The sequence below is a fragment of the Kluyvera sp. 1366 genome, assembly GCF_054823405.1.
In genome coordinates this window covers 526798-542618 of the sequence record NZ_JBTRDW010000001.1, presented here as the reverse complement: position 1 = coordinate 542618, position 15821 = coordinate 526798, and the positions used below count along the sequence as shown (strand labels likewise).

Below are 15821 nucleotides of genomic sequence, written 5' to 3'. Positions count from 1 at the left end.
GCTGGCCTTTTATGGCAGCCCGCATTTCTTCTGATTACCCTCCAGACCAATAAATTCCAGCGTCATGATGTACTCCTCTCAGCAGAAAGGGCGGATTTGCCCACGGAAGTGAAAATAGCGTCGTCCTGCGGCGTATGAATGCGGCCGCACAACACGTTACGTAGGTGACGTTGTAACGGATGGTGGCGCGTCAGCGCGTGGTTGCCAATGCTTTCGACCATCAGCTGCACACTGCGAATGGCGTTTTCGGTTACCACCTGTTTGATTTGTGCGGCATGTCCGCTGGCGATGTGGCCGTGGGCGGCGCTGCTTAGCATAGTTTGACTGGTAAACAGCAGCGTATCGATGCGGCCAACCAGCTCCTGGAAGCGCGGCAATGATGCCAGCGGTGCGCCAAGATTGGCCGGCACGCGCTGCTGCAAAAAGCCGATAAACCAGTCGCGCGCGCTGTGCGCAATGGCGTCGTACAGCGAACCGAGCAGCACCGCCATCCAAACTGATTCTTCTTCGTTGAGGCCCGCTCGCGGCGTGCTCCACGGCGCGACGTTGACCGCGTGATCGAGCGGGATCAGCACCTCGTCCAGCACCACTCGATGGCTACAGGTGCCGCGCATGCCGAGGTGATCCCACTCATCAATAATGTGGATGCCGGGCGCGTTGGCCGGCACCAGATAGCCGCCGACCAGCGGATCGGCATCGTCGCTGCTGGCCCACACCAGAAACCAACTCAGTCCATAGCTGCCGGTGGAGTAAATCTTCTCGCCGCTGATGCGCCAGCCTTCAGCGGTGCGGCGTGCGCGGGTGGCGGGCAATCCGCCGCGCGCGGGCGTGCCTAATTCGGGTTCGACGCGCAGCGCATTGATCAGCGCACCGTCGCGAATCACGCTCTCCGCCACCCTGCGGCGCACCGCGTCTGGCCAGTTTGAGCTGTCGTCGAGGCGACGCGTGTTGAGATACTGCATGATGAGGATCAGCGCTGCAGAAGGTTCGCCGCGCGCCACGGCCTGGATAATCGCCTGGCTTGCCAGCAGATCGCCGCCGCTGCCGCCCGACGCCGTCGGCAATACAAAATGCAGCAAGCCATGCTGCTGCAACACGCTAAAAGCGGTTTTAGGAAATTCGCCGCTGCGATCAACCTCTTCAGCGTCTTTTTCTAAGGCCTGAATAATCACCGGCAATATTTCAGCCAGAAAGGGCGGGTTATTTGCCATGCGTTATTAATCCCCTTATTAAATCAGGCTTAATTGTTTCCTGTTCTGCCACCGCTGTAAAAGCAATAAACCGGCTATATACATGCGGAATCGGCATAATTATGCCGCCGGTGGAAGTGTTAATTTGCAATGGCTGTTTCTGCGCGAGCCATTAATTAGGGTCAACACCTTCACCTGCATTTATTTTTGGGAGTCATTTAATGCCAAATAATTATTTAGTTTCCCGTCGGCATTTTCTGGGATATTCCGCCGCTGCGGCGATGGCGGCAACGTTACCGGGCCGCGTGTTTGCCGATGATCATATGGCGGGCATGCAGATGCCCGGCGATTTACTGCAAGATGGCCCCGGAAAATGGGCGCTGGCGAAGCCAACGCATGTGCGTCTGGCGGTCAATCTCAACGCCATCTGCCTTGCGCCGGTAGTGGTGGCCGATCAGCATAACTTCTTTAAAGCGCACAACCTGGAAGTGGAGTTCGTTAACTTCGGCAACTCCACCGAACTGCTGCTGGAATCCATCGCCACCGGCAAAGCCGAAGCCGCTATTGGCATGGCGCTGCGCTGGCTGAAAGCGCTGGAGCAGGGCTTTGACGTCAAACTCACCGCCGGCACGCATGGCGGCTGTATGCGCCTGCTGGCGCGCGATGGCGGGCCGACCACGCTGGAGCAGCTGAAAGGCAAAACCATCGGTGTCACCGACATGGCGGGCGCGGATAAAAACTTCTTCTCGCTGATGCTGAAAAAGCACGGCGTCGATCCCAATACCGATGTCGACTGGCGCGTGTTCCCGCAGGATTTGCTGCCGATGGTGCTGGAGAAGGGCGAGATTCAGGCCGCCAGCGGTTCCGATCCGGTGATGTGGCGCTTAACCCAGAAGCCGGGCTACCGTGAGATTGGCACCAACTTAATGGACGAGTACGCCAGACTGAGTTGCTGTGTGGTGGGCACGCGCGGCAGTTTGATTCGCGAGCAGCCGGAAGTGGCGGCGGCGATCACCCACGCGATTTTGCAGGCGCATGCTTATGCGGCCAAACACCCGGAAGCAATTGGCAGCGAGTTTAACGGCCAGGCACTCAACACCACGCCGCAGGAGATCGCCAGCGTGCTGAAAACCCATACGCACGGACACTATTCGGTGGGGAACGCGTTTGTGAATGAGATCGACGTGTATGCGCGCGATTTAAAGGCGATCAACGTGTTACGACCGGAAACCGATCCGCTGCTGTTTGCTAAGGGGATTACCAGCAACGTGCTGGTTTAAATTGAAATCGCGCCGCTAAGAATACATGCAGGATTCTGTAGCGGTGCGATTTATCGCGCATTATTTTCAGGCGATTTTCCTGGAGGTTTGCACGGCGCTCGCCAGCTTCAGCGATTCGGCTGGTACCTGATGCGCGAACAGCTGGGTGGTTAAATAACTGCTGCCGCCATCAGCCAGCAACACCACAATGCGCTTGCCACGGTTCTCCGGTCGCGCTGCAACCTGTTGGGCCGCCCACAACACTGCCCCGGACGAATCCCCTACCAGCACACCTTCGCTCAACGCCAGCTGCCGCGCCGCTGTATACGCCTGCCAGGTTTCCACCGCGATCACTTCATCGTAAACGCGGTGATCGAGATTGGCAGGAATACGCTCAGGCGTCTGGTTGCTAAACGCATGCACGCCGGTGATCTCCAGTGGATCCGGACGCAGTTCGCTCGGCTGTGAACCCACGCCCGGCTCCACGGCGATAACCTGTAATCCCGGATGCTGCTGTTTGAGATAGCGTCCGGTGCCGGAGAGCGTGCCGCCGGTGCCGACGGCGGCGATAAAGATATCCAGCTCGCCGCCGCTGTCGCGCCAGATCTCCGGCCCGGTGGTGCGTTCATGCACCGCCGGATTGGCCGGATTATCCAGCTGCAGCAGGAAGTGCACTTCCGGTTCCGCTGCGGTGACCTGCTCGGCCAGCCATTTGGTGGCGGCGACGAAATCGCCGTTGCTGGCATCGTAAAACGCTTTGAACCCTTCAATGGTGCTGAACGGCACCACTTCGGCACCGTACGCCTGAATAATCTGGCTGCGTTCGATGCTAACAAAATCATTGATATAGACGCGGAACTTGTAGCCTTTCGCCGCCGCAATCGCCGCTAACCCAATGCCGGTGTTGCCGCTGGTGGTTTCAACCAGCGTATCGCCGGGCTGAATAATGCCGTTGCGTTCGGCGGCTTCAATCATGCTGAGGGCGATGCGATCTTTCACGCTGTGATTGGGATTAAACAGTTCGAGTTTGGCGACCAAATCGGCCTGAATATCGTGTTGCTGTGCGAAGCGAGACAGGCGCAGCAGCGGCGTGTTACCAATCAGTTCAGTGATAGAAGCAGAAATTTTTGCAGCCATAATCGACCTCATAAATAGATGAGATGAGCCTGAATGATTGCACGATAAATCGCGCCGCTACGGATGGGTGCACATACCGTGGCGGCGCAATTTATTACGCAATGTATGTCGTTACCATTTCACCGCGCTGCGCTGCCATGACAACAGGCGATCGCGCACCAGGAACAGCAGGGAGATCAGCGAAGAGAACAGCAGCGCCATCACAATCAGCGCGGCGTACATATTGGCGTAAGCCGCCCAGCCTTGCGCCCACTGCAGATACCAGCCGAGCCCGGATTTCACGCCCATCATCTCCGCCGCTACCAGCACCGAGAACGACGCGCCCAAACCCATAAACAGGCCAACAAACAAGTGCGGCAGCGCTGCCGGCACCGCCACGCGCAACACGAGGAACAGCGAATTGGCACCGAGCGTGCGCGCCACATCATAATAACGCGTATCAACGCTGGAAACGCCCGACCAGGTTAGCACCGTCACCGGGAACCAGGTCGCCAGCGCAATCAGAAATACCGCCGCCGAGAAGCTTGACGGGAAGAAGTAGAGCGACAGCGGCAGCAGCGCGGTAGAAGGCACCGGGCCAAGGAAGCGCAGAATCGGATGCACCCAATAACCCAAGCCGCGCGACCAGCCAATCGCTACGCCGGTAATAAAGCCGACCACGCTGCCGTAGATAAAGCCGAAGGCCAGCAGACGCAGCGAATTGAGCACGCTATCCAGCAGGCGCGGCCAATCGGTGGCATAGGCTTCGACCAGCGCACGCGGCGGGGCGAAAAACGGCGCCGGCAGCAGCGCCAGTTTGCCGGTGACGGTTTCCCACAGGCCGATCAGCAGCGCCAGCACAATCAGCCACGGACCGCTGCGTTTGAGCGGCGCGAGTAAGGTCAGTCGCGGGAACAGACCCGAGGCAATCGCCAGCCCGGTGAGAAGCAGCGCGATGGCGGCAAACAGCTCGTGCGTTTCATTGACAAAGCGCGGGGCGGCAAAACCCTGCGGCTTATCCGGCACCGCCACCATCAGCGCGACCAGCGCCCACCACAGCAGGAGTGCACCCCAAACCGCCGGTTGAAGGCGGCGCGGCACATCACGGTTGCGGGCAATCGTCAGGGTTTCACTGGCCATTCTCGTCTCCTTAACTCGACATGTTGCTCATGTGCGCCATGTTGCTGGCGTGCTGATGGGCGGATTCCGCCGGCAACAGCTCCGGCACATAGTGTTCGGCGAAGCGCTGCGCATCGGTATCCGGGCGGATCACGTTGATTTTTTTCAGCTCATCGATATAAACCGCCACCTCTTTGCGCAGCTGCACGCCGGTGGAGTGATGACTATGAGTGTGCTCTTTCAGCATCGCGGCGATATCCTCCACCGCAACGGAGCCGGGCACAAACGGCTGGAAGATTTTCGCCGTCTCGTCCGGATGTTCGGCGGTCCACTGCTGCGCATCGACAATCGCCTGAGTGATAGCACGCGCGGTGGCGGGATCGTCACGTACCAGCGAGCCGCGCAGGCCCAGCACGCAGCAGGTGAGGTTGGCGTATTCGCCTTTCAGGTTGTTATCGACTTCCACCAGGTTGTGCTGCTTCTTCAGCAGCCAGCCCTGTGGATCGTCGGTAGCCAGCGCCTGCACTTCGCCTTTGCGCAGCGCTTCGCCAAACAGGTCGGGCGGATATTGCAGCCAGTTGACCTGCTTATCGGGATCGATGCCCTGTTTCGCCAGCTGAATGGCGAAGAAGTTGCGAATCGGGCTGGCCTGATCGCTGACCGCCACCGATTTGCCCACCAAATCTTTCACATCGCGGATGCCGCTATTTTGCGCCGCGAGTAAACGCATGCAGCCGCCGTGCGTGCCGACGGTGAGATCCACATCAAAACCCTGCTCCAGCGGTTTCAGCCAGCGCAGCGCCATGCCGATGCCGCCATCGGCCTGGCCGGTGGCAATCGCCTGTAACAGCGCATCGGTGGGGCCGCTGAAGTTCACCGGCTCAACATTCAAGCCGTACTTTTTAAAGAAGCCTTGCTTCAGCGCCACCGAAATCGGTGACTGACACACTGCGGTTTGCCCCCAGGCCAGCTTGATGGTTTTGAGGGATATTTCGTCGGCAAACACGTTGCTGCTCAGCAACGGATTCACCGCCACGCCGGCACTAAAGAGACCCAGCCCGCGTAATAACGCGCGGCGGCTCAGAGAGAATTGTTGCAATGCCATCCTGTCTTCCTTGTAGATAAAGTTCACAGGCACTATGGCAAAGGCAATTAGCGCGACCAAATAACAATCCCGCATGACATCATGCAGTTTTTCATTATGAATATTTGCGGATAGGTTTGCCGAAATGGCTATTTCAGTGTGGGAAAGGCGCGGCTTATGCTTTATTTCTTAGCAAATCAAGCAGGAGCGAAAATATGGCTACCACTTCGGCGGGCGTTAATATTGCGATTGAGAAGGTGAATCATCACTTCACCTTAGAAGGCGAAGATTTACCGGTGCTGGAGAATATTAATTTGCAGGTAGAGGCCGGTGAATTTGTCGCGCTGCTGGGGCCGTCCGGCTGTGGCAAATCGACGCTGCTGCGTTTGCTGGCCGGCCTCGAACCGCCCGCCAGCGGGTTACTGGCGGAGGAGGGCAAAGCGATAACCGCGCCCGATCCGTCGCGCGTGGTGGTGTTTCAGGATCCCACGCTCTATCCGTGGCGCACCGTCTATGACAACGTCGGTCTCGGTTTGCAGATTCGTGGGGAGAGCCGGCCGGTACGCGAACAGCGTATCAACGCGATGCTGGATCGCGTCGGCCTCAGGCAGTTTGCTCGCGCGTGGCCACATCAGCTTTCGGGCGGTATGGCGCAGCGTGCAGCGCTGGCTCGCGCGCTGGTTAACGTGCCGCGTTTGCTGATCCTCGATGAACCGCTCGGCAAGCTCGATTCCCTGACGCGGTTGCGGATGCAGCAGGAGATTGTCGACCTGTGGCAGGAGCAGCAGTTCACCACGCTGATGGTGACGCACGATGTTGAAGAAGCGTTGGTGATGGCGAATCGCGTGGTGGTATTCAGCCCAAGACCGGCGAAAGTGGTGGATGTGATCGAGGTGGATCTGCCGTGGCCGCGTCGTCGCGATGATCCGCAGCTGGTGGCGCTGCGCAGCAGGATATTGGATTTGTTGGGGGCGGATCGGGTAGCTGCTTGATGTGGGTCGCCATTCATGGCGACCTTCTGGCATTTAACCCTGCACGATCCGGCAACCGGCCAAAATATCATCCGCAGGTTGATACTCGCTGGTCTGAATCCCCGTCAATCCCAACAGGGTGGAGAACAGATTATCCTGCGAATAACCCTGATGCGCCGCTTGTTTATCGACACAGCTTTTACTCACGCCATAACGCTGCTGGTAATCTGGTGACAGCCAAATCAGCATCGGCACATGTTTCTGCACATCTGGTGCAATCGCATACGGCATACCGTGCAAATAAGCGCCATTCTCCCCCAACGACTCACCGTGATCCGATAAATACACCAGGCTGGTGGTGTATTGATCCTGATGTGCCTTCAATACATTGATCGCCTTATCGACAATGTAATCGATATACAGAATGCTGTTGTCGTAGGTATTCACCAGCTGCTGTTGCGAACAATCCTGAATTTGATTGGTATCGCAGGTCGGCGTGAATTTTCTAAACTGCGGCGGATAACGGTTGTAATAGGTTGGGCCGTGGCTGCCAATGGTATGCAATACGATCACGCCGTTGCCTTTAAGGTTTTTAATAGAGTCCTCGATACCGTGAAATAATACCTCGTCATAACACTCCCCGTCGTGACACATATTCGGCAGATTCAGACTGGTCATATCCTGATGCGGGACGCGATCGCAGGCACCTTTACAGCCGCCGTCATTGTCATTCCATAAAACCTGCAGGCCGGCGCGCTGGATAATATCGAGCATGCCTTCCTGATGTTCAGCAAGCTGGTCGTCATAATGTGCGCGCGGCATATTCGAGAACATGCATGGCAACGAGACCGCAGTAGCGGTACCGCAGGATTGCGTATTAGGGAAATAAGAGACGTCATCTTTCGCCAGCAATGGCGTGGTTTCTCGGCCATAACCATTGAGCTGGAAATTCACCGCGCGCGTGGTTTCACCCACCACCAAAATCGTCAGATTGCGCTTTGCACCCGCCAGCATCTGCGGCTTTTGTTTGGCATCTAAGCCAATTTTCACCAGCGGCAAATTGGCGGTGCGGCTGTGGTGATACCAGGAAAGTGTCGCCACAATGGAGTTCGACGGGCTGAGCGACTTGATCAGCTCTTTTTGGTTACGAAACAGCGAGGCGTAATCCTTATAGAAAAATGTCGCCACCAGGGCGATGCAGATGATCGACACCACAATTGACGCGGCGCGTTTGGCGATGTTTTTCCACAGAGGTTCGTTATGTTTAATCCGAATCCAGAATGCCAAAAGGGCAGCGAGCAGGCCGCTGCAACCCAGCGTGATAATTAACTTAGGCGACAATAAAGCAAAAGACTCGGACGGTGTGGTATCCAGAATATTCACGATCATCGAGCGATCGATAACAATGCCGAAGGTCCAGATGAAATATTGCGCAGCCGCCGCCACTAATACGAACAGCGCAAGAATAAGCCGGTCAAGCCAAACAAAAGAGGCGAGCGTGGCGATAATATTGATCACGCTAAATGCCACCAGCGGCATTGAGACGAAGACGAATATCGTGCGCAGCGTATCGAGTGGCATTGCTGCAATCACCTGACGATAAAAGGCAATATTCAGGAACACCGCAATATAAATTGAAAATAGCGAAATAAACGTCAGCCGACTTAGCGTCGGTCTTTTGCGCAGCGAAAACGTCATTGGTCCATCCGTAACAGTGAAGATGGCGCCAGATTAAGAAATGAAGGTTAAGTCAACCTTAGGCTGAATCCTGTCAGGCAGATTTATCTTTAGACAGCATCATTGCGGCTGACCGTGCTGAACAATAATTCGCGCAACCAGCGATGCCCGGCATCGCGGTGCGTTCTTTCGTGCCACGCCACGGTTTTAGTGAAATCCTGAATCTCCAGCGGCGGCGCGAGCGTCCCATCGCATTCAAAGCCGCATCGGTGACGCCGTGAAAATTCCCGCCGAGATAAGACACCAGCGCGTGATCCTGTGCGCAGAAGTCCTTAACGTGAGATTTCCAGGGTGGGGCAGCGACGATCGTCTGGACGTGCTGCATGCATGGTTGATCGAAGATCTTTCCGATAATCGCGTGCGCATCCTGACGCAGGAAAGGTGGTCGAACTGGCAAAAGCGCAGGCGAACCCGATGATTAACGGCCATCAGGATTGGCGTTTGGTCAAACTTGCCACGCGTGCCCATATTCATCAAACACGTATTGCGCGATAAATCGCGCGGTGATTGGATAATATTACTAACGTAATTTCATCATTTCCTCCTGCGTCAACCCGTTTTAATCCCCTATCTCCTTGAATAGAAAAAATTCGCCACTGAGGTCTAAAGTCATCGGCATTGCTGCCGATACAAACCTGTGAATTTTTTTTATCAATCAGCCTCAACCATTAATCATTGTTTCCTCCGCACGACAGAGGATTTTTCAATCAAGGATTTGATGTGAATTTACCCTTTTCTAAAAAAGCTGCATCCGTGCTGATCGCCGCTTCTCTGACTTCCAGTTGTGCCTCAATGAATGACTTTGCTCGTGATTACGGTACCGCTGCCGGTTGTATCGGCGGTGCCGCACTGGGTGGCGGCATCACTTATCTGGTGACTCACGACGCCAGGAAAGCCCTGGTGGGTGGACTGGCAGGCGGCGTAGCGGGATGCGTGGTCGGGAACGTTTGGCAGAATCGTGAACAGGCTCTGGCTAAAGTCGCCGAGGAAGAAAAAATTCGCATCAGCACTCAGGCGCTTAAGGCGCAGGAGAACAGCAAGCAGGAGCCGGTGGGGATTGTTGCACAAGTTGAGGACGGTACCATGTTCGCCATCGACAGTGCAGAACTGACCAGCAGCGGCATGCGTCAGGTGCAAAAAATTGCCACAGCGATGAAAGGCGGCCAGCAATCCTCCAACGATGTTTTGCTGGTGGTGGGACATACGGACGCCACGGGCAACGCCGAACACAATCAGCAACTTTCTGAAGCGCGTGCCCGCAACGTTGGGCTAGTACTGGAGCAAAGTGGCATTAAAGCCAGCCAACTCTATTTCCAGGGTGTGGGTTCCTCACGTCCACTGGCGGATAACGATTCCCTTTCGGGTCGGGCACAAAACCGCCGGGTTGAAATCGTGGCGTTGGCGAATGAAGCACTGTTACGCCAACGCCTGGCTCTGGAAAGCAATAACCCACTGTATTTGCGCCACAGCTCTGCTGCTGAAAATACGTTGGCGCGTACTTCAACCGCCAGGGCGGCACCACGTATAGCGAGCAAGAAGGCTGCGACTAAAAGCGCTGAAGTAAAAGCGCCGGAAGTGGTGACCCAACCCACTCAAGCCATTGCTGAGAGCAATCCCGTTAACTTTGTCGATTTTGGTGGCAAGCCCACCAGCGCACAGGTTACGGGTCTCGCCAGCAACTTAAAGCCGCTGTCGCAAGGTTTCAGCCTGATTAGTCAGGCGCAGGCCAGCAGTGTCAGCGGTAGCTGTCTCACCGATCTTCCCCGCGTCAGTGGGCTGGCTAAGAATTTAGCCAGCGGTAAGGCGATCGATCAGCATGATACGCGGGAATATCTGCCCAATATGAACGGGCGCGCGTGGGCTGGATTGGTGAATGGCAACCTGGTGACATTGACGCCAGTGTTTGTTCTCAAGGAGGGTGCCGTGGTGACGCAAAACCCTCAAGTGCTCATCACGCCAAACTATGCGCAGGGCAACCGCAAGGCGCTACAAGGCATGGCAAGTGTCGCCAACAGTTGGGAAGGTGAAGACAGCATTCTTTACCGCGTCTACATCGCCGATGCCCAGCATCAACCGATCTCCTGCGTCGACCTCTTGCTGCCGAAATCGGGCAAGCCTGCGCAACAAGGACAGCTCTTTTATAGCAATCATCGTCAGCCGTGGCTGGCCAATTACGCTCCTCAGCGTGGATAAACGGATAACACTCTTATGGAAATTTTAGATACCTTAATGCAGGCGATCGCCACCTATCGCTACATCTTCTGGCCGCTTTTCGGGCTATTGGCGCTAACACTTGGCGTGATCAAATGGTGGGATCAAGTTCGTTACTTCTTTCTCAACCTGTTTTGTTCCCTACCGCTCTTTGGCCACATCACCCGTTTGTCGCGTAGCCATGAATCTCGCCGTGCGGGCACCGGCGGACGCATCTGGCATCCGGCTGAAGAAGCGTTGTGTGGCAAGTTTTATCAATTTCATAGCATTTCAAACCGCGATGCCGATTTTTATCTGCGCTGCGTTAACTATTTGAACAAAGTGGATGAGCGGGGCCGCAAACCGACCAGCGTGGTGTTGTGGTTATGCAGTATCGCCCTCGTCATTCTGGAGGCCTTTATCTTTGCGCTGGTACTTTCGCCATTCATTGCCAACAACATCTCTGCGAACCAGGCGGAGCTGTCGGCGATTGTGGTTTCGGTGCTGATTGGTGTGATTTTAGTGCCCGCAACGCATTTAATGGGCACGCAGTTACACAAAAATACGCTGCTGAGCAAAATCCGCTACTGGCATAAAGAAGCGCGTCTGGAAGGTCATGCGCAGGCGTTGGTCAAAGACAACCGCGTCTCGCTGGAAAACAGCCGCATTGACGATGATGCACCCAGCTATTTGCAAATGCTCAACCGTGTGAACCACGGTATTGGCGCAAAACCGCAATATGTACAAACGGTTGTGACGCTGCTGCTGATCGTCACCTTTGCGGTAGGTGCCTATTTCATTCGTGCGGCAACCATTAATGCCGCCGAAACCCAGGCCGTTAATGGCACGCCGTTCAGCCAAACCAGCGCGGCGAGCAACGCTTCACCTTTTGAGTTGCCACAGCAAGCGGTGGAAGATAATCAGCAGGCTGATAAGCAAGCGGCGCAAGAGGTCAGTGACAACCGCGTGTTCGCCTCCAAATTGACCTTCATTATTTTGTCGGTGATTTTCATTGGCGTGCAGATTATCGGTATTTTGATTGGTTATTACCGTTCTTTGGCCGGCATCGAATCGCGCCTGGCGGCGAAATATATTGGTAATTTCAGTAGCTCTGAAGAGTTTGCCGCGTGGTACGCCATGCGCCGTGAGCGCGTAGAGCGTGATGCGCAGGATAAACTGGCAAGCTTGCAGAATCGTATGGCGATGCAACGCGCCAGTAGCGCCAGCATTGCACAAACTGATGTTCGGACCTTCGACGACTACGTGCGCGGTAAGCAGCGCGATAAAGCACTGGCTGACGATCAGCACCAGCAATTTAACGCCACGCGCGCAACCGTTGCTCCAGAGCGCCCGGTACATCAGCGAGAACCGGCTTTGGTATTTGAACCTACAACGCCAACACCTGCACCGGTGGCACTGGAAACGGCACCTGCTGCTGACGCTGATGAAAAGGCGCGCATCGCGGAGTTGGGCGATTTGACAGCCTTAGATGATGAAGAACTGCGTTTGGTGGCTGAGGATTTGGGTCTGTCAATGGAAGCACTGCTCAGTCGTCGTAAAGTGCAGCGCGTGCTTAATAAGGCCAGAGGATAATCAGGTGAAGATCAGCAAATGGTGTTTGCTGCTGTTAGCCGGGGTGAGTGCCCTGGCGCAGGCTGCGGATCGCAACGATATCCCGAGCTGTTATGACTATGCCAAACTCAGTCAATATCGCCCGGCCAACAGCGGTCGTGAGCTGGTGGTGATTATTGATCAAACGGTTAAAGTGCCGCTGCAGATCAAAAATGCCAGTTGGCAGCAGATTATGCGTTTTAGCCAGCCCGGCGATCATGTGGTGCTGTATCAGTTCTCGGCGTTGTTGCAGAACAATTTCATGCAGCGCTTATTTGATGGACGTCTGGAGCCGCTACTCACGGACAAGAAGATCCGCGACAATCAAGGCATGGAGAGTTTGAAGAACCTCGACAAATGCCTGAGTGAGCAAAAGCAATATTTCGCGAGCGCAATGGGTGGGTTGATGGCAAAAAGTTTCGCTGAGAAGGGCGATAACATCGCTAAAAGCGAGATCCTCGATAGCCTGAAACGCATTAGTCACGATCTTGAGCAGGATGAAAACGCGTCACGCACTCTGTTTCTGATCTCCGATATGTTGGAAAACAGCGCTTTTGATAGCTTCTACCGCAATAACGCGCTGCGTTTGCTTTCGCCTGAGAAAGCGTTGCAGCAGGTTAAACAGCAGAATTTGTTAGCGGATTTTGCCGGCGCTAAGGTATTTGTCGCAGGTGCAGGATTGATTGATACCGACGCGAAAAATAATTATCGCTCAGGGAAAATCATTCAGCAGCTTGAGATATTCTGGCGCGACTATTTTACTGCGTCGAATGCAGAGTTAGTTAGTTTTGGTGCACCGGCGTTGAATGTAGATTTGCAATAAGTTGCTCATAAACGATGTATTCACTGCCTCAACGTCTGGCCAGGGCAGTGAATATGAGTCGCGACTTCGTTACCATAATGGTTTTAGGGTGGATTACCCATGTTCATCTGCTCACCGTTGATCTGGGTAAAGCGCTTTAACATCTCCCGCATCTGGCATTGAAAGAATGTGTGCATATGGCAAGGTCCGCTATGAGCGAGGAGCGGACTAAAACTCATTCGGCTTCCGGCTATTAAGCTAGTATATGTGGCGAAAGCCTTTTTGGCATACGACTACAACGTCTCAGTTAACTCGTCAATGGATAACATTTTGTCCAGTTGTAATTGACCTTCGCTAATATCAATTCTCCGGCAACATTGCCGAAATTAAGACCCTGACGTTTAATAAAAAATTGACGCACGGTTACGGGTAAAAAAGCAGCGCTGTAGCGCAGAAGTGTGCTGTGCCAGAATGGTGCTGGTAAAGGGCTGCCGGTATGTCGCATTAGCAACTCTTTTTTCCAGTGTGAATCCAGAACCTTTTCGCAGAACGACTGGCGCAGATCTATCGCAGCAGGTTCAGGGATCCCAGCAAGCAATAACTGACTGGGCAACGCAACTAACCGGAGATCTTTGAGAACAATTTTTTTCGCATGAAATTCTGTCCATATATTTGTCAATTGATCCATTTTCTCTGGCAATGGTTCGTTTACGTTATACAGTGGTAGTGTCAGGGGTAAGAAAGTGAAATGGAAACCCTGTGTTGGCAGCGTATCGGCAAGCGGATCATCCTGTGTGAGCCTTTTCAATTCCTCAATAAGATGTGAGACAGAACCGGACACAGGGGGCTTAATGCCTGCTGCAAGAGCGAGTTTAAGCGGATCGTAGTAGTTTTCTTCTCTGGCCTTGCCAATACCTGCATTTTTGAGCCACATTGCGATGGTGTTCTCATTTGCAGAAAGATACATCTTTTGCAGGTGTTCTGAGTTCATTACAGACCTTCTGACAGAAGTGCGCGACCAGATGATTGATTATATTTCTTTCAGGCATCTAAGACTAAGCGTTTAATTGTCCAGTTTAATCTGGACTGAAAATATGAGATGCATGGCTGATAATAAATATTTTTACGGGGCGGAAGTTGAATACGTCGTAATCTGCTCAACGTCCGCATGTGGCACGAAGCGGACAAGCTAACTGAGTCGAGGTCGCTATGAGCGAAGAGCGGACTTTTAGTCAAAAAGATCCCCGTTTTTGCTTAGCTGAACATTGCCTATATGCGAAACGCTTGCACTGGCAATTTCAGAGAGTGCCAATTACTATCCAGAATCTATGGATATGAACATTTTGGGCTTAATGCCAGCCTTACTCCCTGTTGCCCTGTTGCCCTGTTGCCCTGTTGCCCTGTTGCCCTGTTGCCCTGTCTCCCGGAGCGAGCTTCAATCTCGTTATGAACAGTGCTCTGACAGGAGGTAACAAAGGTTTATTTAGAACCCTCGCCGGAACCGCTCTGGGCATATATACCCATGCAATTTTTATAGGGTTTGGTATCACGGCAGTGCTCATCTCGTCGTCAGCAGCGTTTGCTGTGCTTAAAGTAACCGGAACTGTCTATCTGCTTTGGTTAGGCGCGATGCTTATCCGGAGTGGGATAACGGTAAATTCAGGCGGGTTTACTGGTGCAAAGCATTCCGTGACTTTAAAAGAGGCTTGGCTGGCTAATGTTTTGAACCCTAAAGCCATCCTTTTTTATTTGACGGTCGTTTCACAGTTCGCAGGCGCGAAGGGTGGCGTTTACAACTACCTTATACTGGCATCAGTTCATATAGTGGTTATGAGTATCTGGCTTTTTGCAATCACTCAAACGCTCATATTCTCAGCCAAAAAAACTAACCCGCGAATGCTGCAAAAGTACGTCAACATTGTCGGCGGGATAATGCTCATAGCTGTTTCTCTGCACAGCCTTATCGATTAACTCCTTAGAAATACCGTTGTTCCTGATGGTCTCTACGGCCCGCAGGCCAGAGGCCGGCAAAGGCAAATTTCCTGTCAGGGACTTCCGCGCTTGATACCATCTAAAAGACTTCAGATGTCTTCATGGGCATTTCCGGCCCATCCTCTGCATTCAGCTTTTTTCCCGGCGTGGAGGCGAGGGCAACGATGCCTTTGCGGCGGCCCACAAGTAACAGAATGTCGTTGTCATTAAGCGGCATGTCAGGCGGAACGGCGATGACTTTATCGCCGCGTTTCATGCGTTCAACGGTAACCGGGAAAGTGGGTTAGCTAACGCTTTAATCTGAGCAATGCTTCTGCTCGCGGCCGCTCCTGCCAGAAACACCCGACCTATCAGTTCAGGTAAAGCAGGCATCTGTCCTGGCGCCAGTATGATTGCGCCATGCATCAGTCCCTGTTCAGCTTTCATTGCGTCTTGACGAATAGAGCGCCCCATAATTTTGGCAAGAATGTTAACGCGGATAATGATGGTACTCAGGGAGCCGAAGATGTATGTCAACGCATATCGCACCGCGACATTCCCCTGCATCTGCTGGAGCTGTGCTGGATCAAGTTCAGTTTTGCGATGGCGACCGCAATTCTCTTGTCCAGCGCAAATATGCGCCCAGTTTAAATTTACCACTCCACGTGCCTACAGCGAGAGAAAGAAAAAGCGCCAGCTCCGGTGATAATCGAAAAACTTCATGAATCAAATCCATAGAAATATATCCCGCAGAGAAAATTCTTAGGGCTC

The 15821-nt window shown here is 53.9% G+C and carries 15 protein-coding genes and 1 pseudogene; 7 read left to right on the top strand and 9 right to left on the bottom strand.

What is annotated here, in order from left to right; all coding sequences use genetic code 11:
• Positions 1-62: 62 nt before the first annotated feature.
• Positions 63-1211, bottom strand: coding sequence for an acyl-CoA dehydrogenase family protein (locus ACVLVH_RS02570; protein WP_462063122.1), 1149 nt, complete (start codon positions 1209-1211; stop codon positions 63-65).
• 200 nt (positions 1212-1411) lie between these two features.
• Between ACVLVH_RS02570 and ACVLVH_RS02565 the strand changes: the two genes are divergently transcribed.
• Positions 1412-2470, top strand: a complete 1059-nt coding sequence (locus tag ACVLVH_RS02565; protein ID WP_210080245.1) for an ABC transporter substrate-binding protein — start codon at positions 1412-1414, stop codon at positions 2468-2470.
• Positions 2471-2536: 66 nt separating this feature from the next.
• Here the strand turns inward: ACVLVH_RS02565 and ACVLVH_RS02560 are convergent, their stop codons facing one another.
• From ACVLVH_RS02560 to ACVLVH_RS02550, 3 genes are all read right to left on the bottom strand, one after another.
• A complete protein-coding gene (locus tag ACVLVH_RS02560; RefSeq protein ID WP_192412839.1) occupies positions 2537-3586 on the bottom strand; it encodes a PLP-dependent cysteine synthase family protein in 1050 nt (349 codons plus the stop codon).
• Positions 3587-3697: 111 nt separating this feature from the next.
• Positions 3698-4705: an ABC transporter permease gene (locus tag ACVLVH_RS02555; protein ID WP_137386995.1), complete on the bottom strand. Its 1008-nt coding sequence runs from the start codon at positions 4703-4705 to the stop codon at positions 3698-3700.
• A 10-nt stretch (positions 4706-4715) separates the two neighbouring features.
• Positions 4716-5789, bottom strand: a complete 1074-nt coding sequence (locus ACVLVH_RS02550) for an ABC transporter substrate-binding protein (RefSeq protein WP_462063119.1) — start codon at positions 5787-5789, stop codon at positions 4716-4718.
• 194 nt (positions 5790-5983) lie between these two features.
• On the opposite strand from ACVLVH_RS02550, the gene ACVLVH_RS02545 reads away from it, so the two are divergent.
• Entirely contained in the window at positions 5984-6760 is a 777-nt protein-coding gene (locus tag ACVLVH_RS02545; protein WP_137386993.1) for an ABC transporter ATP-binding protein, read from the top strand.
• A 33-nt stretch (positions 6761-6793) separates the two neighbouring features.
• Here the strand turns inward: ACVLVH_RS02545 and eptA are convergent, their stop codons facing one another.
• Both eptA and ACVLVH_RS02535 read right to left on the bottom strand, forming a co-directional pair.
• Positions 6794-8437 (bottom strand): phosphoethanolamine transferase EptA, encoded by a 1644-nt coding sequence (gene eptA, locus ACVLVH_RS02540; protein ID WP_498948629.1) that lies wholly within the window; start codon positions 8435-8437, stop codon positions 6794-6796.
• A 73-nt stretch (positions 8438-8510) separates the two neighbouring features.
• Entirely contained in the window at positions 8511-8720 is a 210-nt protein-coding gene (locus tag ACVLVH_RS02535; protein WP_376753501.1) for a hypothetical protein, read from the bottom strand.
• A 33-nt stretch (positions 8721-8753) separates the two neighbouring features.
• On the opposite strand from ACVLVH_RS02535, the gene ACVLVH_RS02530 reads away from it, so the two are divergent.
• From ACVLVH_RS02530 to ACVLVH_RS02515, 4 genes are all read left to right on the top strand, one after another.
• On the top strand, positions 8754-8894 hold the full coding sequence (locus tag ACVLVH_RS02530; protein ID WP_498948627.1) for a hypothetical protein: 141 nt from the start codon (positions 8754-8756) through the stop codon (positions 8892-8894).
• Positions 8895-9196: 302 nt separating this feature from the next.
• Positions 9197-10669, top strand: a complete 1473-nt coding sequence (locus tag ACVLVH_RS02525) for an OmpA family protein (RefSeq protein ID WP_498948625.1) — start codon at positions 9197-9199, stop codon at positions 10667-10669.
• Positions 10670-10684: 15 nt separating this feature from the next.
• Complete coding sequence (locus ACVLVH_RS02520) at positions 10685-12259, top strand: hypothetical protein (RefSeq protein WP_498948623.1); 1575 nt, start codon at positions 10685-10687, stop codon at positions 12257-12259.
• Positions 12260-12263: 4 nt separating this feature from the next.
• Complete coding sequence (locus tag ACVLVH_RS02515) at positions 12264-13100, top strand: hypothetical protein (protein ID WP_277975296.1); 837 nt, start codon at positions 12264-12266, stop codon at positions 13098-13100.
• Between the two features lie 286 nt (positions 13101-13386).
• Here the strand turns inward: ACVLVH_RS02515 and ACVLVH_RS02510 are convergent, their stop codons facing one another.
• Entirely contained in the window at positions 13387-14070 is a 684-nt protein-coding gene (locus ACVLVH_RS02510; RefSeq protein ID WP_192412853.1) for a hypothetical protein, read from the bottom strand.
• A 337-nt stretch (positions 14071-14407) separates the two neighbouring features.
• Here ACVLVH_RS02510 and ACVLVH_RS02505 point away from each other — a divergent pair.
• Positions 14408-15050: pseudogene (locus ACVLVH_RS02505) on the top strand (LysE family translocator).
• Between the two features lie 100 nt (positions 15051-15150).
• On the opposite strand, the gene ACVLVH_RS02500 reads toward ACVLVH_RS02505, so the two are convergent.
• Both ACVLVH_RS02500 and ACVLVH_RS02495 read right to left on the bottom strand, forming a co-directional pair.
• Positions 15151-15327, bottom strand: coding sequence for a hypothetical protein (locus ACVLVH_RS02500; protein ID WP_462063114.1), 177 nt, complete (start codon positions 15325-15327; stop codon positions 15151-15153).
• Entirely contained in the window at positions 15324-15710 is a 387-nt protein-coding gene (locus ACVLVH_RS02495; RefSeq protein ID WP_462063112.1) for a hypothetical protein, read from the bottom strand. The genes ACVLVH_RS02500 and ACVLVH_RS02495 overlap by 4 nt, the downstream gene beginning before the upstream one ends.
• Between the last annotated feature and the right edge of the window lie 111 nt (positions 15711-15821).